Below are 24,108 nucleotides of genomic sequence, written 5' to 3'. Positions count from 1 at the left end.
ACGTTTAGCTTCTCTATACATAAGGAATGAATACTTCTATCCCTAACCTCAATCTCATCAATCAAAAGGCTGTTTTCCAATCTCTTCTGCCTGCCATTCACTCGTTGAAAAAGGTCTGAAGAGCACTTTAAAGTGAAAATCCTCTGTATAAAGCCGATAGGGGTCTTGAACATCAGGACCACAGCTGGCTGTACCTAGCCCGTGATGCTTATGATCAAGCGTGTATGTGATCACCTCACGTTTTGTAAGTTCATGCGTATGCCTAGCCTTTTCAAGATCAGCAGTTGTAAAGTAGTGCGCACTAAAATGATAATGGGGTGCACCCATGATCGCTAAACCTAACCCTTCCTGAGTTGTGAGGGCAGACCATTTGACATCATAGCGTAAGCCGTTTTCTTGAGGAACAACATAGTTCGTCATGAGGTCATCAACGGTGGTCGACCATACGCCATAACGATTAGCCTGTTGGCTATCGGCGTAAGCCTCTCCTGGTCCCTTTCCATACCACTTCACTTGTTCAAATACTTTGGGCAGCTTTAATTGTAAGCCGATTCTCGGCAGCGTCTTCGGACCATTCTCTTCTGGATGACCACGCACCTCTAGACGCACCGCCCCATTTCTGTAAATGGAATAGGTATATGTGGTAGCCATCCCCCAGGCAAGCCGTGGTGGCGCAACACGCGATTTGACTATTACATCTATGCATGGGTTCTTTATTTCTGTTTCCACAGAATAAACGTGGTGTTGAACATCGCGAAGACCATATGATGTCCAATCGGCAAAGGTTCCCATATCTCTATCGTCCGATTGGGACCAAAAGTCATTATCAATAGGTGCTCGCCATAAGTTAAGTCTCGGCCCTTCGACTAATACTTCTTCCCCTTGGGCCTGCCAAGCATCAATCACTCCATAGATCTTATTAAATGCGAGAGTAAAATCATCACCTTTTATAAAGAGTGTCGTTGTGTTTTCCTCAAGAGAAAGTGGTGCCAGCCTGTCAAATGAAACACGGCGCTCTTTCTTAAATCCGACGGGCAGTTTAAACTGCTCCCAAGCGACCATGTGGCCAGCAGGTGCCCATAACGTGTCCGAGCCAAGCCGAAAGGCCACTTGTAGCCAATAGTCGGTATTCGCCTGAATGGTCTCTTCCTGAAGTGAAAATGGAATGTGGACATCCCGTTGATCACCTGGAAAGATAGTAGGAAGATTTATTTTACCTCCATCTACCACTTTTCCATCGGCTTCAATGGACCAAGAGAGGTGCAAATGATCGAGGGAAATAAAATCATACAAATTCCTAATTGTAAGGTTCCCAGCTTGCAAATCTGCTGCAGTCACACGCACAGGCTGAATAACTTTCTTATATTCAAGCAATCCAGGCGATGGCGTATGATCAGGACGAACGAGGCCATCAATGACAAAATTAGAATCGTGCGGCTGATCACCAAAGTCTCCTCCATAAGCATAGTACACTTCTCCATCTTCCGCTTCTTGTCTGATGCCATGATCAAGCCATTCCCAAACAAAGCCTCCTTGCAACCTAGGGTACTTATAAAAGGTTTCCCAGTACGCCTTTAATCCTCCTGGACCATTGCCCATTGCATGGGCATATTCACATAAAATATGAGGTTTCTGTAAATCCGTTCGCTGACCTAATTGCTCCATAATCTCTACAGAGGTATACATTGTCGTATGAACATCCGAAGAAACGGGGTCCTCTTGGGGAAAATTTTCACCTCCAGCGGCACTCATTAATTTTCTCGTTTCCCCTTCATAGTGGATTAAACGGCTAGCATCACGTTCCTTTGCCCACCAAGCCATGGCTTGGTGATTACATCCATAGCCTGACTCATTTCCCAATGACCACATGATAATGGCTGGATGGTTTTTATCCCGTTCAACCATGCGCCTCATTCGATCTAAATAAGCGGCTTCCCATTCTGGATCATCACTGATTTGATCCCCATTTCCTGCTATTTCAAAGCCATGGCACTCAAGATCAGCTTCATCAATCACGTAAAGCCCAAAGCGATCACATAATTCATAGAATCTAGGATCATTTGGATAGTGAGACGTTCGAACCGCATTAATATTGTGCTGCTTCATTAATTTTACATCCTCTACCATCCAGTCCAGCGGAACCGCCTTCCCATAGACAGGGTGATGATCATGGCGGTTAACGCCCTTCAGCTTGATCGCTGCACCATTGATGCGCATCACGCCCTCATGCAGTTCCACCTTGCGAAAACCAACCTGTTGCGGAATCACCTCAACTACCTTCCCCTTATCATCCTTAAAAATAAGCAGTAACTGATATAAATAAGGAGACTCTGCCGACCACTTTTCCGGCTGTTGAATCGGCATGTTCAAGGTCATTTCTTTTTCTGAAGCCGGCGGCAATAGCCCTAATATTTCAGTGCTCGAGGCCACCCTTTGATTAGTATGATCATAGAGTTCCGCTTCAATGACATAGTTTTCAACTGAAGAGGGCAATTGGTTGAGCACACGCGTGTCGACACGTAAGTAGCCATCTTGATAGGCCTCATCTAAATCTGTGTGAATAAATAGATCATCGATATGTACATTAGGCTTCCCAACCAGATAGACATCTCTAAAAATGCCACTCAGCCACCACATATCTTGATCCTCTATATAACTGCCATCTGACCATTGGTAGACTTTAACAGCTATATGATTCTCTCCGACTCCGAGCGCTCCAGTAATATCAAATTCACTGGCCACACGGCTCCCTTGACTATAGCCAACCTCCTTTCCATTGATCCAGACGTGAAAGGCACTGTCTACACCTTCAAACCGTAAGATTACCCGCCCCCCTAGCCATTCCTCAGAAAGCTGAAAGCTGCGAATATAGCACCCTGTTGGATTTTCTGTCGGTACAAAAGGCGGCTGAATTGGGAAAGGATACTGCACATTAGTATAGTGTGGACGACCATAACCATGCATTTGCCAGCTTGAGGGCACCCTTAATTCATTCCAGTCACTGGAATCGTAATCTCCCGCATAAAACTGTTCAGGGACCGCATGTGGATTGTCTGCATAAAAAAATTTCCAAACGCCATTTAATAATTTAAAGCATGTGCTCGCTCCCCTTTGATTGGTCAGCGCGGTTTCTTTCGATGGATAAGAAAAAAAGTAGGCATGATCTCTTAGACGATGGCGTTCAAGTACATTGAGATTTTGCCAATCAGGTAAAGCTGTCATCGTTTCTCCTCCAAACTTTTTGTAATCGCTTTCTCGTTTTGTCTTAATTTTCTTTATTAATTTAATTTACTATATTAGACCATAGCAATGCATAAGCGTCAAGTCTATAGCTCTTGTATTCGAATAAAAGATAAAACTAAAAAAGGCGAGCTTTATTGGGAGTTTCAAATTTGGAGTGAACGCTATTGGTAAATGGATCATACACACCGTACTACCAAATGGATGGAAGTAAAATAAAAGAGTGCTTGAACTAAAAAGACTGACAGATGAAAGGACTAACTGTGGGGCTAAAGATGTGGAAAGCTTTCTGACTATAGAGCCTCCAGCCTTTCTGCTCTTATGGACAGACTAGGTTCACGACTCGCTTTGTTAGCTTGCACAGGCCGTTATTAAGCCCAATTCTCATTTAGAATCTCCATTATCCTTATCGCACTCCTCTTACGTGTATTCTTTAATTAAAAATAACCGTTGCCTCAATTTCAACCAGTAGAATTCTACTGTTAAATTTATTTTTTAGTCCGAAGCGACTGCTCTTCACTTCGGACTCTAACTGCCTTCTTGCTTTCGTTTCTGTCCGTACATGCACAGGTTGTAACTATCATCCAAAAAGAGTAGGTTAAAACTGCTTTCATGAAGTGATTCTAAACAAGAATGAGAGCTAGCATGTTAAAGCTTGTATTATGCGTCTTTTAGTTCACAATCATCTTTGAACTGTTCAATCATTCGCTTCACTTCATTCACCCAGCGATTACACTGTCTTACAAAAAACGTTTTGATAAATAAATACTGCGTCTCTGGTGTTGTCTCTCTATAAATCTGTTTGACTACTTGAAATCCTGGAAAAGGCCCTGACATATAAGCAATGTCAAAACGATAAGGATCCGAATAGGAATAAATCAATTGATTCAAGTGGCCACCTATTTGCTGAAGGCATGCCTTGTCCCCATCATCCTTTTGGCTCCCAAGCTGTTTAATCGCTTCAGTGAGCGCTTCTAAGCTGGAGAATACAGATTGAAAACTCAAGTCAGAATCTGAGCTAGCATCTAACGCTGCAATCACTTGCTTCATATTTTTAAGATGGTCGTTAAGCTCTAAAGGCAAGCAAGACAAACTTAATAGGCGTTCTACAAGCAATAGGTGAATCTGTGTATCTCTTAATAAAAGGGCATGATCGACCTTATCATAAGTATCCTCCTCTGTGTGCCACCACCATCCTCCGCCTGAGCCAGGAGAATGATAACGAGCTATATCAGCACTTGGGACATTTTTTAAAGCAATATGAACGGGAATATCCACACCCCAGAACGATTGATCCGCACCCTTTTTTAAATAGCTATACCCTTTCGGAGATTGACCAGTCACTGATCGAATGACCTCATCAATGAAACCTACATCTTCAACTCCGCTTCTGTTGACAAGAAGAGCGTCACCCCCCTTTGAGCCCGGAGAGTCCACATTAATATGAGCGACACAATGCTCCTGTAAATCCTGCCAATTGTGATCACAATACCATGTCGAGCCACCATACCGAGCATTAGAATGCCCTGGCCACCATGCTACTTTTAATCCCCGTTCCAAGCGTTGGGTATGAAGTGAAAGTATCCGAGCTACTTCTAAGCAGAGAGCATTGCCTACGGCATTATCTGTCATACCTTCATGCCATGAATCATAGTGACTTGACAGTAAAACATAATCGGTCGATCGTCCTGGAATATGGGCAATTGGCAGCGTTGCTTGAACACATTTTGTCTCAACCCTGGTTTTAATGCGGGCACTCACCATGCCTTGCTCCATTTTCTCGAGTAACGCGAGCCCCTCTGCATGGCCAATGCCGATAACCGGAAGGACCGGAAGATCATGGATGGTCTCTAAGGACGGTGCCCCCCAAATCGGTCCAACAGTTTCTTCATGAATGACTGGCTCAGAAGACGGCCATATGTGAACAACTCCCATCGCTCCATACTTTTCCACCTTTTTTACATAGTCTTCATAGCCATTCCAGCTCACAACAATTTTATCCTTAACCGATGTGTACCACTTCTTTTCCTCCATAGGTGTAAGCGTTTCTTTTGACTTGCTATATGGATCATAGAGCAGCGTCCCCTTTCTGCCGTCAGGACAATGAGCTGAAAAGGATCGCGTTTTTGCTTGGATACATTCATCGCTTTCGATAATAGATAATTCACCGAAAATGGGATTACTGACATAAAGGTCACAGCGTTGTTTCTCATATAAGATGCCATATGCATCAAGCTTATTTAAAATGAACTGTGCCGCCTGTTCCGCCTCTTGTTCACCACTTAAACGGTTCAAGTGACTAAAGACCTTTAACAGGTTATCCATTTCTTCCAGATTGACTTCTGATAAAAGCACACTTTTTTCTTCTTCAGTCATTTTTCAATCCCCTCATTTACTTACTCAAGCATTAGTAGTGAATCATATTAGCCATCACCACAAAAATACCACCTATCACTAGCCACATAACCATTAATGGCCAAATAAACTTCACCCATTTTTGATAGGGTATTCCGGAGACAGCCAGGCTTCCCATTAAAGCAGAAGAGGTTGGCAGAATCATATTCGTAAACCCATCCCCCATCTGAAAGGCGAGAACAGCCGTTTGTCGTGTAACATGAATCAGATCAGCCAGCGGTGTCATCAGCGGCATTGTAATCGCCGCCTGTCCTGTTCCTGACGTCACAAAGGTGTTCATGATCACTTGAAAGCTATACATACTTAACACTTGCAAGAAACCAGGCACTTCTCCAACAACAGCCGCTAAATCGTTGACAACAGAATCAATGATATGCCCTTGCTCAAAAACAACTAAAACAGCACGGGCAATCCCAACGATCAATGCGCCAAAGATGATATTTTTTGCCCCTGTTACAAATTCTGAAGCGATTTTACTCGGCCCGAAACGTGCACAAAAGCCTGAGATCACACCCATTGATAAAAAGAGAGCGGAAAGCTCTTTGATGTACCACCCCTGTGTCGAAATTCCCCATATTAACGAGGCGATGCCTAGTGCCAAAACGAGCAAAGTAAGGTAATGCTGAAGCTGCAAATGGGGAAGCTCCTTCAAGTGATCCTTCATTGACTTGTCTTCATTTTTCTCCATATCTGCAATAATGCTTTTTGAAGGATTCGCATTGACTTTAGAAGCATAACGGATAATATAAAGGCTTGTCACAATGAGTAAGACGACCAATAAAAGGGCACGTAACCACAGGCCGGAAAACAGTGGCAATTGGGCAATCGACTGGGCGACCCCGACATTAAAGGGATTGAGCAGACCCGCTGTAAAGCCACAGGACGCCCCCAACGTAATCATTGCGGTACCTGTGAGAGCGTCGTAGCCTAAGGATCTGGCAATCGCTATGCCTATGGGAACAAACACCATCACTTCCGTTGACATTCCCATGGTAAAGCCACCGATAGAAAATAGCGTTAAAAATATAGGGACAATTAATTTTGCCCTTTTCTGAAAGGCACGAGCGACTTTACCTGTGATTGCTTCGATCGTCCCCGTGGCTGTAATAATCTGAAAGGCCCCGCCGATGATCAATATAAAAAAGACAACGTCACTCGAATCATTCAGGCCATCTACAATGGCTGTAGGTATATCCAAAAGTGTGGTCGGTGTCTGAGTCAGATGATGATAAGAATCAGGCACAATGACGGTTTGACCGGATACCTTGTCATCTACTCTTTTAAACTCACCTGCCGGAATGATATAGGTTAATACAGCTGCAATGACAATCATGATAAATAGAATGACATAAGTATGAGGCATTTTAAAAAAGCGCTGGAATGGCCGCTTTTCTGATGGATAGACGAGAGCTTGAGACGCTTGCTTTTCTTTACTCATTTTCAGGAACCTCCTTTTTAGCGTTACTCATGGGAATGACGGGCTTTCCATTGTTCATACTCCGAGCGCACTCTTCGATAAGCCGCTTGATCTGTGCATAAGTCAAAAGCCGTCATAGCTAAAGCCTTCGCCGCTTGATTCATCCCTTTTAACCCCGTCTCTGACTTCGCCTCTTCAACAAACGCAGGTGTATGATTGTCCGCTTCACCGATCTTAATATACGGATGGATCGTCGCTGTCACCTGCCCAACATTCCCAATGTCAGAAGATCCAATGCCTCCTTCGGCTGGCTCCACTTCAATCCCCATAGAAACAAGGTTCTGCCGGAATAGCTCTGCAAGCTCCTCATTATTATTGCGCTCAGCATAAATTAACCCTTCTTCAACCTCACATGTTGCGCCCACAGATTCTGAAGCTCCTTTAATCGCGCGATAAACCTTGTCTCTTACTCTATTGAGTTCGATAGTATCTACGGCTCTCATTAAGAATTTGGCTTCACAAAATCCTGGAACAATATTTGTCGCATCGCCACCTTTGGTAATGATGCCATTCACTTTAGCCTCACGAGGAAGGTAGGCGCGTAATGAATGAATTGCATTAAAACTATTAATTACCGCATCAAGAGCGCTAATCCCTTTTTCAGGTGCCGAGGAAGCATGCGACTCTTTCCCATAAAATTTTACGACCGCATCCACACAAGCTAAACCACCACGCAGCACCACGGTTTGATTTCTTGGATGGCACATCATGACGGCATCAATAGCATCAAACACACCATGATTAGCCATGATAATTTTTCCGCCCCCCTCTTCCTCAGCAGGTGTTCCGATAACGAAAAGCTTCCCAGGCAGTTCAGGAAACGCCTTTTTCAGAGCTATCGCCGCTCCTACGGATGCCGTCCCTATTAAATTATGACCACATCCATGTCCAAGTCTTGGCAAGGCGTCGTATTCCGCTAAAAAAGCAATCGTCGGTCCTTCTTTTTGATGAGTCCAGCTGGCAATAAACGCCGTTTCTAGACCTGCGATCCCTTTTTCAATCTCAAATCCCTCTTTTGCTAGAGTGTCTGTTAGCCACTCCATCGCTTGAAATTCTTCAAAGCTTATTTCAGGGTGGGCATGAATGTTTAAAGCCAGTTCTCTTAACTCTCCATCCAATGCATCAATCGTTTTTTGAATTTTTTCTTTATAGTCTGTAACCTCTTCATCTAACATGTCACAATCACTACTTTCTGAATATTTTTTACTCTATCATCAAGTAGTTTGATTATAGTTATTTTTCTCTTCTGTGTTAAATAATCATTTTTTTTAAGTTATACTGATAATCATAAATATTTTTTATTATTCCATAGAAATATTCAATGATGAAAAGGTGGGTGGCCATGGATAATCGTGATTGGGTGATTTTACAAACCATTTATGAGACGCGCAATCTCACAAGGGCAGCAGAGAGCCTCTTTACCTCTCAGCCTGCCTTAAGCTACCGCATTAAGCAACTTGAGAAGGAACTCAATGTTCAGCTCATCATAAAAAACAATAAAGCACTCACCTTTACGCCTGAAGGTGAACGTTTGGTCGCCTATGCTAAGCAAATGACACTAGAATATCAAAAGGTGCAAGATGAACTCTATAACATGAATAGAGACAAAAATGGCATCATCCGATTGGGCGTTTCTAGTAATTATGCACTCTATCAATTACCTAGTCTGTTAGCCGAATTTAATCGTCGCTTTCCAAAGATTCGTTTTACAGTACAGACAGGCTGGAGTTCTAGTGTGTTTCAACTCATGCAAAATAATGAAAGTCACATTGCCATTACGCGTGAAGAGATGCACTGGACTGAGCAGAAGGAAGTCATTAGTCAGGACCATTATTGCATCATCTCAAAAGAGACTATTGACTTAGAACACTTGCCGTCAAAGCCCCGCATCTTTTTAAAAACTAACAGTACCATTGTGAAAAAAATTGAGGATTGGTGGAAGGAGCACTATCATAAACCAGCTTCCATTACGATGGAGGTGGACAAATTAGAAACTTGTCTAGAAATGGTTAGAAGAGGATTAGGCTTTGCCATTATTTCTGATATTGGACTGACCGAGACTGACTCTCTCCACAAATATCAGCTCCATTCTCTGAACGGAGAACCCGTCATTAATAAAACTTGGTTACTCTATAAAACGCAGACTTACGCTATTCCCATTATTCAACACTTTATCGCTTATGTTCGCCAATACCATCATCATTAAAAGGGATAGCTTTTCAGACTGCCTTCATTTTTTGTAGAAGTATTCTAAAAGTGGGTGAGAAATACGAAAAGAAATCTCCCTAATACTAAAAGCGATAAGTAGCCAGGGAAGCGGAGTCAAAATACGGAGACGCTTACAGAATGGGGCCGAGGTTTCCTTCACGACTAAACGACGTGTTGTTCCAAGGAAGCTGGCGACAAAGAAGTCTAGCAGACGCAGGAACAGGGGATTTTTGGGTCTCATAGACTTGAGAATCCTTAAAGCAAACTTCGGCTAAAAACATCACATTCATGTGATAACACCGAAGCGATCACATCACTCCCCCCAAAAGTATAAAGTACTTTTCGGGGACCCCGATGGTGCGTCAAACGCCGAAGCTAGCACATCCTGCGCGCCTGAGGCGTGTCCATGGAAAGCGAAGGGTTTTGACGAGTGCTTCATGACTCACTCAAAATCCGACCGCATCCACAATTGTGAATGCGGTCGGATTCTCTATGAGCTGAAGACTTCTGGTCCAGCCTCTCTTGCCTATTTTTTACTTGCCCCAGCCCTTTTCCTTGAAACGGGAAACGGCTTCAATGCGATTGCTTACATTGAGCTTATCTAAGATGACTGAGATATAATTGCGCACTGTCCCGTTCGTAATAAAAAGCTGCTTAGCAATTTCCTTTGTATTTTTCCCTTCAGCAATCAAATTGATCACTTCTTCCTCACGCTTAGTTAACGGGCTTTCACTGCTGTAGGCCATGTCCACTAATTCGGGGGCATAGACTCGTCTGCCCTCCATAATGATACGAATGGAATGGGCTAATTCTTCACTCGGGCTATCCTTTAACAAATAGCCACTCACTCCTGCCAAACGCGCACGCTCAAAGTAGCCAGGCCGAGCAAATGTTGTAAGTATAATCACCTGACATGGGTGCTCTTTTAATAACTCGGCAGCTTCAAGCCCCGTTTTTGCTGGCATTTCTATATCCATAATACAGACATCGGGGTGAAGCTGATTGACCAACGTGAGTGCTTCTTCACCAGTCTGTGCCATTCCAACAACCTTCATGTCTTCTTCAAGATTTAATAACGAACCTAATGCGCCAAGTAGCATGCGCTGATCCTCAGCAAGAACAATATGAATCACAGTATTTCCTCCTGTTCTTTCGGTTGGAGAACCTTAGGAACACGAATATGAAGGACTGTCTCCTCTGCAGATAGCACTTCTAACGTGCCATTAACAAATTCTAATCGTTCCTCTATTCCACGTAAACCGTGTCCTTTTAGAGAAGCCAGCGGCTCCAATACTCCCACACCATTATCTCTTACATCAATAGTAAATTCAGAACTTGTTTGGTTCATCTCAACAACACACCATGTTGCCTGACTATGCTTAACCACATTCGTTATGGCTTCTTTTAAACACATACAAAGCACATTCTCAACTAAAAGCGGGATATTCTCGAGCTTTGAAGCTCCTGTCAAAGTCCATTCGATTTGTGCCGCCTTTAATATTTGCCCAATCCGTACCACTTCATTTTCTAATTTAGCCCCCCGCATATCGGATACCATTTCCCGCACTTCTTTTAAAGCCGTTCGGGCAGTCTGATTGATCTCGCGAATTTCTTTTTTTGCTTCTGCAGGCGTAATTTCCATTAATTTTTCAGCCAAATCACTTTTTAAGCGAATTAATGAAAGCTTCTGACCAAGCGTATCGTGTAAATCACGTGCAATGCGCTGGCGTTCTTCTAAAACGCTAAGCTTTGAAATTTTTTTATTTGCGTACTCCAATTGATTTTCCAACTTTTCGCGATTCATGCGATTATACATATTAAAGGGCAGTAAAATAATACCAATAACAGTTATGATGACAAAGGGCAATTGGGTGGTTAAGAGATGCGTTTCAAGAAAGAAGCCCATGGTAATAGCGGCAATCGTCGTTACCAAGTGAAGGATGTATAAGGCAAAAAAACCGCCTTTATGCTGAACCTTTCCAATAAAAAAAGCTAAAAATAAAGCTAAATATACGTAGCCAAAATGTAACGTTGTAAAAATACTAATCGCCATTTCCAAGCTAACCGATAAATAAACCCATTTACTTTTAGCAGTGAATGATAGACGGTAGGCAATAAAAAATAAGCTGATTAATAAAATCCCAAAGCCTATATCAGTGAGGGTGGATGAGCGTCTAATTAAATAAAAAGGAAGAATACAAAAGATGATCCATACAAAGGCACTAAGCCCAGTATTCTTAGGAATAATATGAAACCACTGTCGCATAACGCCCTCCATTATCCATTTTATACACCATTTATCTTTTTATATTACTCTCATTATAACAAAGCGTATCACACAAAACTCTCCAATCCATAACTTGGAGAGTTTTTTATGCTTTTATAAAGAGGTAATTTATAACCCGCAAATGGCAATTAAAGGTTACGTCCCGGCTTGATCACACCATTAACCCATGATCTTGGGATTTACCTTACCCCGGCAGAGCCAGCAATAGGGTAAAAAACCAAGGTTTCTTTATCTCGCGTTATTTTTCTTGTATATTTACTGTTTTCTTAAATGTAAGCTCTCTATGTTTTTGTTCCAAAAGTGGCTTTATATCCTTAAAGCTGACAAAGGTCTTATTTTCTTCATCATATAACCGGAAACGGAGGGAGTCGAGACTCGTATATAAGGTAATGACGGTCACATGCTGGAGGGCAGGGGTCGATTGATGCGCCTTTTCCAAAGCATAATTGGGCACCCGGGGGATTAAATGGTGAACATGATGGTACCCTATATTGCCAGTGATCCATTGCAAGGCCTTAGGGAGCTGATAAAAAGAACTCCCCTCAACTGCCGCCTTGACAAAATCCCATTCTTCTTCATTTTCAAAATAAGAATCCTCAAACTGATGCTGGACATAAAAGAGCCAAATCCCCAGCGAACCGGCTACCATTAGAATTGGAAGTTGAATGATCAATAATGCTTTCCAACCAACGAGAAGTATTAACAAGCCATAAAGCACGCAAATGGCACTGTTCATTATATAAGTGTTGATTCTTTCTTTTCGCTTGGCACCTGACCGATTAAAACGATTTTTTACAAGGTATAAGTAAATAGGACCTAATCCAAACAAAATGAAAGGATTTCTGTAAAGCCGATATTGCCATCTTCTCCAAAATGATGCCTGAACATATTCTTCCACAGTCATCACCCAAACATCACCTATCCCACGCTTATCTAAATTGCTGCTGGTTGCATGGTGAATGGCATGCTCATGTTTCCACTGTTCGTAAGGAAATAGCGTGATGATCCCCGTAATCATTCCAAGAATACGATTGGCCTTCTTGCTTTTAAAAAAGGCTAAATGGGCACAATCATGAAAAATGATAAAGATGCGAATTACAAAACTCGCTGCTAATACAGCAATTGGTATCGTCAAGATGATCGATACATGTAAGCTTTCGTAAGCAAGAAACCATAAACAGAAAAAAGGGATAAATGTATTCAGCAATTGTCCAATACTTGTTTTTTTATCAGACTTGGCAAAAGGAGCCACCGCTTTTCGTAGCTCCATGATTTTTTGTTTGCTCATGTCTTCCTCCTTAGTAGGGTAAACCCCCTGCTTTCCTTCATTCTAACGGGGGGAGTCTCCTACTAACAGACACAAACGTCAGCAATCGATTATGACAAATGTCATATAGGCACTAATGGCATTAAAGCGTATTAACCGCAAAAAGCTCCGATCATCAAAGAGCGATAATCGGAACCTTTTTCATTAGTTTAGCTAGTTATGTTCTTATCCGTTCAGCTTTTAATAAGCGTTTAAAGCATTTCCCTATATTAAAATGACTCGCTTTCCAATGACTGCTTGACGGCATCGCTTGAATTATTCCATAAATCGTCGTGTTCTTTTTCTAAAAAGGCCCGTAACAATTGTTTCGATGGGGCATCCATCTGCTCCACAATAATTTTCCCTTTTAGTGCTTTATCGAGATGGTTCACATGCTCTGGCATTGACTTATACCCGGGTCTGATTCGTCTTTCTTCTGTAGATACTAAAATCTCACAGGCGGCTATCCCGCTAATTTTTGGGCCGTTCTTATCGCGATCAACAACCACCCATACAATCCAATACAAATCAGCATCCTCTAAGCCTTCTTTACTCGGCTTAAAGCGCACTCTTTTTTCCACTCGGCTCCGCCCATGCATCGCCTGCATATCAATAAACACGTCTTCTCGTTGTGGATCGACAATAACAGGTGTGACATTATCCAAGTTGATCGTGCCAACACCAAAGCTTCCATCCCCACCAGTAGAATCGCCGCTCAATATCGTAAATTGTTCTTTATTTTTCTTATCAAAGATATCGTTTGACATACTTAACCTCCACTCAATCAGGATATATTCATTTTAGTACGCCTGCTGCTTACACACAAGCTGAGACTATACATGCTCTCTCCTTTTATCCTAATCGATGAATAAACATTGCGCAAACCTCTTGATTGATAAAGGGCTTGATCAGGGCAACCTCCGTTTCAGGACAACTAAGCCGATAGCTATTTTCTTCATCAGCTAAGCAAGAACCCTGAGCATAAAAATGGGAGGCTGCCACAATTTTCTTTGAGCGTGCCCACACTTTCATTTTATAGCTGCCTTCACACGGTAAGATGTAATCCTCAATACCATCATTCCCCTCACTGGTTAAGTGCAGCAAATAATCTCCGGGAAGGCTCCCTTCAACCAGCGTTCCTGTTATTTGATACGGCCGACCTAGCAAGGTTTGTACTTTCTCAAAGCTTCCCTTCGTGACACAATGACGAATGATCGTACTGCTCAATTTACTATTTCCATCACGAATTACTGGAACGACGATAACCGATATACCGATCTGCTGACAAAGCTTAGACAATACCTCCGTTCCAGAGTCATAAGGCTTACCAAAATTAAAGCCTTCACCAACAACAATTGCCTTAACATTAAGGCGCGAGAGATGCTCAAAAACAAAAGTATCCACATCGGTTTTGGCGTATTCTTTTGTAAAACGAACGCGATAAAAACGCGAAACCCCTAACGCTTCTAGCAAGCGTAGCTTTTCATCAATTGGCGTTAAGGCTTTTTTATATGTCTCATTGCCGGTGAGCGCCCAAGCAGGATGTGGAGAAAAGCTCATCACTGCCATTTCGGCTTTTCCCGCAGCTAAATCCGCAGCAACCCGCAGTAACCTTTGATGGCCTAAATGCACGCCATCAAATTTCCCAATACAAAGGACAATAGGCTCCTGATTGCGTGGCGGTTCATATGTGATATCAATGACTTCCATCGTTTTAACACCATTCATTTATATTTTGTATCTTCAAAAGGAAAAAAATTCCTTGTTATAACGTATAAAGGCCTGCTCTTCTCTAGGAACTTCTGAGCTTTCATAGATTGCTTCTGTAGGACATGCGCTGGCACAGGCTCCACAATCAATACACACATCCGGATCGATAAAGTACATGTTACTGCCTTCTTTAATACAATCAACAGGACAGACCTCAACACATTCTGCCCATTTTTCACCTACACAACGTGATGTTACGACAAATGCCACACTTATACAACCCCTTAAAACAATCATTTCCCCTTTTCTCGTTATGCCTATCTGAGGTGAAGCGTGTTTTTACGTTCAGGCATGAGGATCTTCCATGATTAACACCAGGTGTTTTTAAGATTTATAAAATCTAAACACCACAAAAGCAGAAGACCCATATTAGGCCTTCTGCTTCTGAAACATTTGTCTCATCTATTACTGACCAATCGCTTGCAAATATTTTGCTGAGACAACATCCCAGTTAATAATCTTAAAGAAGTTTTCGATATATTCAGGACGACGGTTTTGGTACTTCAAATAATAAGCATGTTCCCAAACATCTAAACCAAGAATGGCTGTTTTCCCTTCCATAATTGGGTTGTCTTGGTTAGGTGTGCTCATCACTTCAAGTTTACCGTCTGCATTCACTACTAGCCAAGCCCATCCTGAACCAAAACGCGACGCAGCAGCATCTGCAAAAATTTCTTTAAATTTCTCAAAGCTGCCAAAAGTACCGGTAATCGCCTCAGCTAATTGGCCTGTCAAAGCATTGCCGGAGGAAGGATCGATGACCTCCCAGAATAAGCTGTGATTCAAATGTCCGCCGCCATTATTTCTGACTGCTGTACGGATAGTTTCTGGTACGGCAGTCAAATCAGCCAACACTTCTTCTAAAGACTTGCTCGCTAACGCTTCTTGTCCTTCAAGCGCCGCATTCAATTTGGTGACATAGGTTTGATGATGCTTACTATAATGAATTTCCATCGTTTCCTTATCAATATAAGGTTCCAATGCATCAAAGCCATAGTTTAAGCTTGGTAATATGTAATTCGCCATCTTCATCATCCTCCTAGGATATAGTTTTTATACTTTATATACAAAAAAGTATATAAAGTATAAAAATAGAATAAATGATCTCAAGTAAAAAAGGCAAACATTTTGCTCAATGTTATTTGAGCTCTTCATTCATCAAGAGTGTTATACTTTTTCTCTGTCCAACTTTAATATATAATTATTTTTTAAGTAAAGAACGTTAAGGGGGTAGGTTCGGATGGCAACCATAACAACGAAGGATAAAATTCTTGAGCTCTTAAAAAAAGAAGTCACGCTAACTGTAGGTGCGTTAACTACCCACCTAGAGATTACTCACATGGCTGTCCGCAAGCACCTCAATAGCTTAGAAAAGGACGGACTGATTAAATCCGTTGAGGTCAAACAGGCCATGGGACGCCCCCTATTAACCTATTCCTTATCTGATAAAGGCGAAAGACTCTTTCCTAACAATTACGAAGGATTAAGCGTCGAATTTTTACAGGATATCAAAGATTTACATGGCGAAGCTTCGATCCATCATTTATTCAAAAGAAGAGAAACACGTCAGAGTGAAAATTATCTTGTGCGCATGGCGAACAAATCCCCGGTTGAGAGGCTCCATGAAATTATCAATATTCAAAATGAAAAAGGCTATATGGCTGAACTGAAGCAGCTTGATGAAAGGACTTTTGAGATAACGGAATACAACTGTCCCATTCTAGCGATTGCCAATGAGTTTAAAGTGGCCTGCCGCTCTGAAACAAGCATGCTCAAACGCGTTCTTACCGCCGATCAGATAGACAGAACCTGCTGCCGAACCGAAGGTCATGCACACTGTAAGTTCGTGATACAGTTTAAATAAGAGGGCGAGACAAAACGAAAAGAGACCACCTTTATACCGAACGATAAGATTGTTAAAGGTGCCAGTGAAACCGGGAATGTAGTCAAAATACGGAGACGCCTACGGGGGACGCGGTGGCGTGATTTCACGAATAAACGATGCGTTGTTCCGAGGAAGCTGACGTTGAAGCGATACGAGTCGACACAGGAACAGGGGATTTTTGGTCATAAATCTTAGGAGCCCTTATAAAAAGGTTTCTCTAGGTGCCTTACATCCTTCAAGGCACTTCGACTAAAAGCATCACATTCATGTGACAACGTCGAAGCTAGCACATCACTCCCACCCCAAAAAGTAAAGGACACTTTTCGAGAACCCGATTGTACGCCCTGAGGCCGTGTCCTTGGAAACCGGAGTGTTTTGATGGGGCGCTTCATGACTTACTTAAAAATTCGAACGCATCCCTTCAAAATTATGAATGCGTTTAGATTCTCTATGTACTGAATACATTTGTCCCAGCCCCTTAAATAATCCTTACTTAGAAATACCTCTTTTCGGGCAATGCCTTCATGCGCAATTTTCCTGCTAAACAAAGGGACAGGCTGCTCGTGTCACCTTTTATCCCCTCCACACATATACAAATGTAATAGGCTAAACACTCATTAACGCCGATACATTCCATATAAAAGGTGAAATGACATGGTGAACTCTGGATTTGTCCCTAATAATTCCAATCTAAAGAAAACAAGTGGAACACCCAATCTGTTTTTTAACACAAAGGATAGCCTCTTTTTTAAAAGGAATGCCCATAATATCGCTTATAAAGTGACCTCTACACAACTCCCTGCCATGGTCGGAGGCGCTTTTGTTGACCTTTATCTAACACAAGGACACATGCGTGAACCGCATTGGCATCCTAATGCTTGGGAGCTTGATGTCATTGTTTCAGGGGAAGCAATGGTCTCCATCGTCGATCCCGATACGAGAACTTTGCACAACTATAAAGCCACAGCAGGACAGGTCGTCTTTATCCCTATGGCATGGTGGCATTGGATTAGGCCCTTATCCGCTAAACTCCACCTCCACTTATTTTTCAACAACGATCAATTTGAATCAGCCGAAGGCTCAGATACACTGCGTTTAACTCCGCCCGAGGTTTTTCAAGCCGCATATGGTGTCAATAGCGAAAAGGTAGCAGAGGCCTTCTCCTCTATTACTGACTCCGTGGTCATTGGACCACCTACAAAGCCTGCGAATGCTCACCAGCATGCAAACGATAAAGTAAATCATGAAATCAGCGTCAACATTAATCATAAGCCGATTGATTTATAGCAAAGATTTCTCATTTACCTCTTAACTGTATGTAAAAAAACTCAGGAGAATGGAAACAAATTCATGGAAAACTGCACCTCCAATTGGTGTTGATGTCAACTCATTGGGGGAGCAGTTTAATTGGTTACCTTCCAAAGATATGGCCCAACCCTTCTTTAATCTGTATGCTCCAAATAAAATAATCGTTCCACCTGCTCCTTTGTAAAATAACCGTTTTTCATATCATGTCGGATCTTTTCAATAGGCCTACGTTCAGGCAATCCATATCCGCCACCAGTAGCTGTGATCAAGGTGACACCGAGAAAGCATACCAAGAGGACCGACTTTTTCACCATTTTTTCTTTTTATAAACAAACGATTGGGGGAACCTCGATGCCTGCCAGAAACACCCCAAGATGGCGATTGACTAGACCCAACCATGTTAATCAGGGAAATTTTTGAATGTTTAAAGGTCGTTGTCTCACCATTAGATTACATAATGTCATTGAAGCTATTAGTACGATGATCCTTCAACTTTTAATCCAATCTATATAGTCACTCGCTATGGGTTTGACATAAACATTAAGAATCACTGTGTTCGTTCTTTCATATTCACGTCACTTTTTGATTACATCATAAGAAGCCGTAAGGACCACCCTCTGGCAGTGGTCTTTAAGATGGATTTGTAATTCAAGAACACGATTAAGCTACCACAATCACTTCAACACCTGACTTGTTTTTATCTCTCCACAATGTTGTTGAATCGCATTTCCCCACAAAAATTTGGTCTAATAAACAACGGATGCCGCCTTGTCAGATAATCGAAAAATCAAGTCCGCTAAATTCTTACTAGACATGTCAAAATCCGCTTCAATCCACTGTTTAATCACACTAAGGCACCCCATAATTAGGTAATTGTAGACGTAACTAGCAACGGATTCAGAACAATTGAGAGAAAGATTTAATTTTAAGTTAAAAAAAGAATTCTCGATAAACACCGATTGGAACGATAGGTTCTCCTGCTTGCATAATAATATACGGAAAATGTCCGCATGTCCTTCAATGTATGATAGCAACGCCTCTAAATATTGTACACTGCCGGCATTGGAATCAATCTTCTTTAAATGCTCTTGTACATGCTCTATCAGTTCATTTTCAATTTCACATAACAGGGCGTACTGATCCGTATAATGGGCATAAAATGTCGAACGGTTTATATCTGAATTCTCGCATATTTCTTTAATTGTTATTTTTCCAATAGGCTTATTGCCCATCAGCTCTATCAAACTATTTCTAAGTAGCTGTCTCGTCAATTTCACTCTTTGGTTTTGCTTCTTAGTGACCATAATGGATAATCCTTTCTTGAGTAAGTTTAGATTAATTTTATTCATTTTGTTGTAGATCCAACAAATTTAACAAAAATGTTTATTACAAAGCAATAGAAAATCAACTGATGGTTGTGAAATCAACACAGTGTCACTATTATAAAATTATCGGGCGAAATGGTCAACAGATAACAAATCTACTGGTTGTAGTCATCATGAAACGATATATGTTGGTGAACTAGACGGCCAGACTTCAGACAAAATCGGCGTACGGTTGGACGCTATTGACCAAGCTAGCAGAGCCTCAATCAAGCTATGCAACGTACTATAGACATAAGGTTTTAGACACTGAACACAGAAGGAGAGTAATTTATGAAGAAGCAAAAAGTTTTCTTAACTGGAGCCACAGGTGGTATGGGTTTCAACGGTCTCAACGAACTATTGAAAGATACGGATAAACAAGATATTGTGATTCTAGTCCAAGATACAGAACGTGATAGAAAGAAGCTAGACGGCTATGAAAATCGAAAAGGACTGACCATTCACTGGGGTGACCTGACAAATTATGATGATGTTTATTCATGTGTAAAAGACGCGGATATTATCTTGCATGTCGCGGCGTTGGTATCTCCAGCCGCTGATTACCACCCCGAGCTTGCAATGAAGGTCAATTACGGCGGAATGAAAAATCTCATCCGAGCAATCAGAGAGCAGAACCGGATGGATACAGTTAAGCTCGTTTCCATTGGTACAATTGCTGAAACTGGCGATAGGATGCCTCCACTCCATTGGGGGCGTGTTGGAGATCCAATAAAGCCAAGTATGTTCGATTATTACGCTGTATCTAAAATTGCGGCGGAACGTCTGTTGATTGAATCGGGTTTGACATACTGGGTGAGCCTTCGACAGACCGGCATTATGGGGCCTGCCATGAGCAAGATTCGAGATGCTATTATGTTTCACAACTGTCTTGATAATGTTTTGGAATATGTTTCCGACCGAGATTCTGGGATTCTGTTGCGCAACCTTGCCCTTTACGATTACACTGGGGAGCTGCCGGAGGAGTTTTGGGGACATATCTATAACATCGGTGGCGGGGAAAGTTGCCGTGTGGATACTTATACCATGTATAAAGTGATGTATGGGGCAATTGGCTTTAAGGACTTAAAATATGTCATCTCACCAAAATGGTATGCGACCCGCAATTTTCACGGTCAGTATTATCTGGATTCGGACAAACTGGATGACTATCTACATTTCCGAAATGATTCCATGCAGTATTTCTATGATGCCTACATTAAAAATCTCGGATTTACAGCTGTGGTATCCCGATTCATCTGTAAATTACCCGGTGGGCAGAGATTTATGGGTAATATCATGAAAAAGATGTTCTTAAAGGACGCCAGAAGCCAACACGGAACGGTGCGGTTTATTGAAGATAATATGGAGGATAGAATCGACGCTTATTGGGGGAGTCGTAAAAATTGGGAAAATACACCTGACACTATTGACGACTTTAAGCCTTTTACAAATTGGGATAAGGTCATCAGAATCGACCACGGATATGACGAAACAAAGCCAGAAAGTGAACTGGACCTTTCAGACATGAAAGGCGCTGCCACTTTTAGGGGGGGAGAATGCCTATCAAATATTATGAATAAAGGGGACTGGAGAAGCAAGCTCAATTTCAAATGTGCTTTTGGGCACAAGTTTACGGCAAGCCCTCGCTTGGTTTTAGAAGGTGGACACTGGTGTCCCCACTGCGAAAGAGACAGTTGGAATTATTCCGCAAGAGCAAAAGTCGATCCATTTTTTGCACAGGTTTGGAATCCTCTTCATGATACGAGTGAACCGGAAAGGGAATATACTAAAATTATTACGGAATTGGATGTTTAATTGTTTATAAGTGAGTAAATTCATAATAATTGAGTCGCATAAATCGCGCTTTATTAATCAATAATTTTAACATGAACCTTCAATCCACTGATAATTAGGATAACGCTTGAAAGTATTTTTGTGGAAGCTCCTCTATTTATGACAGAACAATTTATTGGATTAGGTGACAAAAGCATCAGTAATTAGATGCGTACGGAAAATACTTGTTGAGGTAGAAGCTTATATCTTCTACCTCAACTTTGATTAGATTGTGATCTAACGCTTCAATAGCAAACGCGAGCAGTGGCAAAAGACTTATTAAACGACATTATTCTTTCGCATCATCAACAAGCATTTCTAATGCTTCTCTATCCATATTCCCTTGAATGCCTGGCTTATCGATAAAATAATCCACAATCTCAGACTGAGTGAGTCCTAACTTTTTTTTCATGCCAATAACAATCGTTCTTAAATACTCACTAGATGGCCGGTTAAGTTCTTCTCTATTTAGAGGGGAGGTGGTGGTGAAGGTAAAAATAGGTGAACCCCCCTTATCGCCTAGATATAAAATATTGCCATACCAAGACGCTCTAAAAACCTTACTTTTCTTGCCCATTACCTCTTCCAGATCAAGCTCAACCTGCTCCATGTTATTTTCTTGACCAAGAACATCTAAAAATTGCGCTCTTGTAATTAAATACATCTGACTATACGTCTTAAAGCGTTGATCACACTCCAGGTCAATAAAGCACACCCCTTGCCGGTTCCATCTCTCTGCTTCTTTTGCGAAATAGAGCTGATGGTGCATAATAAATGCTTGCTCATCCACTGGGAGTGATTGATCACGACACCCGCGCTCCATTTTAGTAGACCCAACAGGGATTCCACCTTTTATATAACAAAGAAAACGATCTCTATTAATATTAGAGCCATATGACGCATACCATACATAGTTTTGTTGATACAAATCAGCATCTCCTTATACCTAGTGATTCAAGTTTACTTTTAGTTTATACAAAAAGAGAAGATGCTCGCAAATTATAATTGAGAGCATCCTGATTTTTGAAAATTAATATAAGAAATAAAAGGAAAGCAACCGGCTTTTGACTCTTGCCACTAAGTTATTAACCGTAACTTTTTTAGTGCAAACGACACCCCATCATGATTGACATCCTTAGTGATCATGTTCGCATGCTCCATGAGGTCTGGATGAGCATTCCCCATTGCAACCCCCATGCCAACGTAGGCCAGCATTTCTTTATCATTTAGGCCATCTCCTATTGCTACGGCAGCATCAGGGGAAATGTCAAGATAGTGCAGCAAATAATGAATGCCTACTGCTTTAGACACATGAGCTGGCATAACATCTAAGGCGTATTCATGCCAACGCACAAGGGAGAGCTCTGACATTTGCTCATGATAAAGCCTTTCCTCATGTTTTTGACAATAAAGCATCATTTGAAAGAGCTCTGTCTCCCTCCAAAAATCGGGATTACATTTAGGTGCATAAGCTAATTTCAAATCATTGAAGGATTGAATAATGTGCGGATGATTCTCTTCGTTACAGACGGCTTTTTCATTGTCTAAAAATACTAAGGGATGGCCATGCTCACTTGATAGTTCAACTAATCTTTGGATATATACTTTATTCATTGTAAAGGATTTAACGCCCTTACCCCGATAACACACATACGCACCATTAAAAGATACATAGGAATGAATACCTAGTTCTCTAGCTAATGCACTAAAATGATAGGGGGGCCTTCCTGTTGATAAAACAACCTCTACACGAGACTGCTGTAACTGCTTAATTGCCGCCTTTGTCTCGTTCGATACAATCTTATCTTCATTCACTAATGTTCCATCAATATCTATAAAAACAATTTTATACATTTTGTCTCTACCTTTATCATCTAGTTTTACACTCACATGTTCAATGGTTTTTTCCAAAATGGCTTGATTCATCCAAATGAGTTAAAAAGTTAAAAAGTAACCTCACCGTTTGTTCTAGATCATGTAAACTAATCGTTTCTATAGGTGTATGGGTGTAGCGTGTTGGGATGGAAACGTTGGCCACAGCAACCCCGTATTCTTCAAATACGATAAACGCATTTTCAGTAATAACCCCTACAGCAACTTCCCGCTGATAAGGCACATTATTTACTTCTGAAATCTGTATAAATGCCTGGAGTAATTGCTCATCAGGCAATACCCCTGCCAGCGTTCCTTTGCCATGATAGTTAAGAAATGTCAAAGCGGGCCCACCATCTAAAACAACATCAGAATAATGATTAAGATCAGGTGTGTCACAAGCAGGCGTCACATCTATTCCAATCGATACATCTGGATTAATTTTACGGACAGCTGGTAACACCCCTCTGATATTAAATTCTTCTTGAACACATGCAACGAGGTAAATATCCCAATTAAAGGGGGTTGAAACCGTTGACAGTTGTTCTGCTAATTGTAGAAGAATCGTGCAAGCCACACGATTATCCATCGCTTTATTGGTCACCCAACCATTTTCTCTCTCAATAAAATCAGAATGGTAGCAAGCCCAACACCCAACTTTGACCCCCATAGCCTCTGCCTCTTCTTTAGACTTCACGCCGATATCAATATAAAGGCTCTGTTGGTTAGGCAATGTCCCTTTTTCCTCAGGCTTTAAAAAGTGATAGGCCTTTGTTCCAAATAAGCCGATAACCGTACCTTTTTCACCAATAATATCTACCCTTGAACCTGGCAGAACATTGATATTTGATCCACCTATCCGTTCAATATAAATAAATCCTTTCTCATCAATATATCTAATCATAAAACCAACCTCATCCATGTGACCAAAAATCATTACTTTCTTACTGTCCTCTTTATTGGAAGGAAAATGGCAAATCACATTACCAATCCTATCAACCGTGACCTCATTTGAATACTCAGAAAAATGCATTTTCATATATTGAATCACAGGATCTTCCTTTGAACTGACTGCATTTAATGCCGTCAATTCCTGCAAATACGTCTTCGTTGCTTTCATTTTTATCACCCTATCTTTTTAAA

Annotated in this window: 20 protein-coding genes; 4 read left to right on the top strand and 16 right to left on the bottom strand. The window is 41.5% G+C overall.

All coding sequences use genetic code 11. The annotated features are described in order from the left end of the window. Positions 1-57: 57 nt before the first annotated feature. From lacZ to IEW82_RS03865, 4 genes are all read right to left on the bottom strand, one after another. Entirely contained in the window at positions 58-3,222 is a 3,165-nt protein-coding gene (lacZ, locus tag IEW82_RS03880) for a beta-galactosidase, LacZ type (protein WP_188689479.1), read from the bottom strand. A gap of 678 nt (positions 3,223-3,900) precedes the next feature. Continuing rightward, entirely contained in the window at positions 3,901-5,616 is a 1,716-nt protein-coding gene (locus IEW82_RS03875; RefSeq protein WP_188689477.1) for a M28 family peptidase, read from the bottom strand. A gap of 31 nt (positions 5,617-5,647) precedes the next feature. Then, the gene (locus tag IEW82_RS03870; protein ID WP_188689475.1) at positions 5,648-7,093 is read right to left on the bottom strand and encodes a YfcC family protein; all 1,446 of its coding nucleotides are present in this window, start codon (positions 7,091-7,093) and stop codon (positions 5,648-5,650) included. A 23-nt stretch (positions 7,094-7,116) separates the two neighbouring features. Beyond that, positions 7,117-8,307: a M20 family metallopeptidase gene (locus IEW82_RS03865; protein WP_188689473.1), complete on the bottom strand. Its 1,191-nt coding sequence runs from the start codon at positions 8,305-8,307 to the stop codon at positions 7,117-7,119. A gap of 167 nt (positions 8,308-8,474) precedes the next feature. Here IEW82_RS03865 and IEW82_RS03860 point away from each other — a divergent pair, with 167 nt between their 5' ends. Then, complete coding sequence (locus tag IEW82_RS03860) at positions 8,475-9,338, top strand: LysR family transcriptional regulator (RefSeq protein WP_188689471.1); 864 nt, start codon at positions 8,475-8,477, stop codon at positions 9,336-9,338. Between the two features lie 535 nt (positions 9,339-9,873). Here IEW82_RS03860 and IEW82_RS03855 read toward each other — a convergent pair. The 7 genes from IEW82_RS03855 to IEW82_RS03825 form a co-directional block, all read right to left on the bottom strand. Next, positions 9,874-10,473, bottom strand: coding sequence for a response regulator transcription factor (locus IEW82_RS03855; protein WP_188689468.1), 600 nt, complete (start codon positions 10,471-10,473; stop codon positions 9,874-9,876). Then, positions 10,470-11,606, bottom strand: coding sequence for a sensor histidine kinase (locus tag IEW82_RS03850; protein ID WP_188689466.1), 1,137 nt, complete (start codon positions 11,604-11,606; stop codon positions 10,470-10,472). The genes IEW82_RS03855 and IEW82_RS03850 overlap by 4 nt, the downstream gene beginning before the upstream one ends. 259 nt (positions 11,607-11,865) lie before the next feature. Continuing rightward, the gene (gene desA, locus IEW82_RS03845) at positions 11,866-12,915 is read right to left on the bottom strand and encodes a Delta(5) desaturase DesA (RefSeq protein WP_188689463.1); all 1,050 of its coding nucleotides are present in this window, start codon (positions 12,913-12,915) and stop codon (positions 11,866-11,868) included. A gap of 248 nt (positions 12,916-13,163) precedes the next feature. Beyond that, positions 13,164-13,700, bottom strand: coding sequence for a YwhD family protein (locus IEW82_RS03840; RefSeq protein WP_188689460.1), 537 nt, complete (start codon positions 13,698-13,700; stop codon positions 13,164-13,166). 85 nt (positions 13,701-13,785) lie between these two features. After that, entirely contained in the window at positions 13,786-14,643 is an 858-nt protein-coding gene (locus tag IEW82_RS03835) for a hypothetical protein (RefSeq protein ID WP_188689456.1), read from the bottom strand. A 33-nt stretch (positions 14,644-14,676) separates the two neighbouring features. Then, positions 14,677-14,913: a ferredoxin family protein gene (locus IEW82_RS03830; RefSeq protein WP_188689452.1), complete on the bottom strand. Its 237-nt coding sequence runs from the start codon at positions 14,911-14,913 to the stop codon at positions 14,677-14,679. A gap of 195 nt (positions 14,914-15,108) precedes the next feature. Further along, the gene (locus IEW82_RS03825) at positions 15,109-15,729 is read right to left on the bottom strand and encodes a superoxide dismutase (RefSeq protein WP_188689449.1); all 621 of its coding nucleotides are present in this window, start codon (positions 15,727-15,729) and stop codon (positions 15,109-15,111) included. Between the two features lie 214 nt (positions 15,730-15,943). Between IEW82_RS03825 and IEW82_RS03820 the strand changes: the two genes are divergently transcribed. Both IEW82_RS03820 and IEW82_RS03815 read left to right on the top strand, forming a co-directional pair. Continuing rightward, positions 15,944-16,567 (top strand): helix-turn-helix transcriptional regulator, encoded by a 624-nt coding sequence (locus IEW82_RS03820; RefSeq protein WP_188689445.1) that lies wholly within the window; start codon positions 15,944-15,946, stop codon positions 16,565-16,567. Between the two features lie 675 nt (positions 16,568-17,242). Next, complete coding sequence (locus tag IEW82_RS03815; protein WP_188689443.1) at positions 17,243-17,875, top strand: cupin domain-containing protein; 633 nt, start codon at positions 17,243-17,245, stop codon at positions 17,873-17,875. Positions 17,876-18,030: 155 nt separating this feature from the next. On the opposite strand, the gene IEW82_RS03810 is transcribed toward IEW82_RS03815, so the two are convergent. Both IEW82_RS03810 and IEW82_RS03805 read right to left on the bottom strand, forming a co-directional pair. Then, entirely contained in the window at positions 18,031-18,210 is a 180-nt protein-coding gene (locus IEW82_RS03810) for a hypothetical protein (protein WP_188689440.1), read from the bottom strand. Between the two features lie 432 nt (positions 18,211-18,642). Beyond that, positions 18,643-19,200, bottom strand: coding sequence for a TetR/AcrR family transcriptional regulator (locus IEW82_RS03805; RefSeq protein ID WP_188689437.1), 558 nt, complete (start codon positions 19,198-19,200; stop codon positions 18,643-18,645). A gap of 351 nt (positions 19,201-19,551) precedes the next feature. On the opposite strand from IEW82_RS03805, the gene IEW82_RS03800 reads away from it, so the two are divergent. Beyond that, complete coding sequence (locus tag IEW82_RS03800) at positions 19,552-21,075, top strand: NAD-dependent epimerase/dehydratase family protein (protein WP_188689434.1); 1,524 nt, start codon at positions 19,552-19,554, stop codon at positions 21,073-21,075. Positions 21,076-21,382: 307 nt separating this feature from the next. On the opposite strand, the gene IEW82_RS03795 is transcribed toward IEW82_RS03800, so the two are convergent. The 3 genes from IEW82_RS03795 to IEW82_RS03785 form a co-directional block, all read right to left on the bottom strand. After that, the gene (locus IEW82_RS03795; protein WP_188689431.1) at positions 21,383-22,021 is read right to left on the bottom strand and encodes a hypothetical protein; all 639 of its coding nucleotides are present in this window, start codon (positions 22,019-22,021) and stop codon (positions 21,383-21,385) included. 149 nt (positions 22,022-22,170) lie between these two features. Beyond that, the gene (locus tag IEW82_RS03790; RefSeq protein WP_188689428.1) at positions 22,171-22,947 is read right to left on the bottom strand and encodes a Cof-type HAD-IIB family hydrolase; all 777 of its coding nucleotides are present in this window, start codon (positions 22,945-22,947) and stop codon (positions 22,171-22,173) included. 40 nt (positions 22,948-22,987) lie between these two features. Then, the gene (locus IEW82_RS03785; RefSeq protein ID WP_188689425.1) at positions 22,988-24,085 is read right to left on the bottom strand and encodes a M42 family metallopeptidase; all 1,098 of its coding nucleotides are present in this window, start codon (positions 24,083-24,085) and stop codon (positions 22,988-22,990) included. Between the last annotated feature and the right edge of the window lie 23 nt (positions 24,086-24,108).

The sequence above is a fragment of the Pullulanibacillus camelliae genome (genome assembly GCF_014642655.1).
GTDB lineage: Bacteria > Bacillota > Bacilli > Bacillales > Sporolactobacillaceae > Pullulanibacillus > Pullulanibacillus camelliae.
The sequence above is the reverse complement of the archived record's forward strand: the minus strand, read 5'-3'. Positions and strand labels throughout refer to the sequence as shown.

Bases quoted from the DNA above. Each gene is read 5' to 3' on its own strand.
- desA (WP_188689463.1), bottom strand. From the start codon at position 12,915: ATGAGCAAACAAAAAATCATGGAGCTACGAAAAGCGGTGGCTCCTTTT.
- IEW82_RS03815 (WP_188689443.1), top strand. From the start codon at position 17,243: ATGGTGAACTCTGGATTTGTCCCTAATAATTCCAATCTAAAGAAAACA.
- IEW82_RS03860 (WP_188689471.1), top strand. From the start codon at position 8,475: ATGGATAATCGTGATTGGGTGATTTTACAAACCATTTATGAGACGCGC.
- IEW82_RS03875 (WP_188689477.1), bottom strand. From the start codon at position 5,616: ATGACTGAAGAAGAAAAAAGTGTGCTTTTATCAGAAGTCAATCTGGAA.
- IEW82_RS03820 (WP_188689445.1), top strand. From the start codon at position 15,944: ATGGCAACCATAACAACGAAGGATAAAATTCTTGAGCTCTTAAAAAAA.
- IEW82_RS03785 (WP_188689425.1), bottom strand. From the start codon at position 24,085: ATGAAAGCAACGAAGACGTATTTGCAGGAATTGACGGCATTAAATGCA.
- IEW82_RS03810 (WP_188689440.1), bottom strand. From the start codon at position 18,210: ATGGTGAAAAAGTCGGTCCTCTTGGTATGCTTTCTCGGTGTCACCTTG.
- IEW82_RS03850 (WP_188689466.1), bottom strand. From the start codon at position 11,606: ATGCGACAGTGGTTTCATATTATTCCTAAGAATACTGGGCTTAGTGCC.
- IEW82_RS03865 (WP_188689473.1), bottom strand. From the start codon at position 8,307: ATGTTAGATGAAGAGGTTACAGACTATAAAGAAAAAATTCAAAAAACG.
- IEW82_RS03840 (WP_188689460.1), bottom strand. From the start codon at position 13,700: ATGTCAAACGATATCTTTGATAAGAAAAATAAAGAACAATTTACGATA.
- IEW82_RS03870 (WP_188689475.1), bottom strand. From the start codon at position 7,093: ATGAGTAAAGAAAAGCAAGCGTCTCAAGCTCTCGTCTATCCATCAGAA.
- lacZ (WP_188689479.1), bottom strand. From the start codon at position 3,222: ATGACAGCTTTACCTGATTGGCAAAATCTCAATGTACTTGAACGCCAT.
- IEW82_RS03805 (WP_188689437.1), bottom strand. From the start codon at position 19,200: ATGGTCACTAAGAAGCAAAACCAAAGAGTGAAATTGACGAGACAGCTA.
- IEW82_RS03800 (WP_188689434.1), top strand. From the start codon at position 19,552: ATGAAGAAGCAAAAAGTTTTCTTAACTGGAGCCACAGGTGGTATGGGT.
- IEW82_RS03835 (WP_188689456.1), bottom strand. From the start codon at position 14,643: ATGGAAGTCATTGATATCACATATGAACCGCCACGCAATCAGGAGCCT.
- IEW82_RS03825 (WP_188689449.1), bottom strand. From the start codon at position 15,729: ATGGCGAATTACATATTACCAAGCTTAAACTATGGCTTTGATGCATTG.
- IEW82_RS03790 (WP_188689428.1), bottom strand. From the start codon at position 22,947: ATGTATAAAATTGTTTTTATAGATATTGATGGAACATTAGTGAATGAA.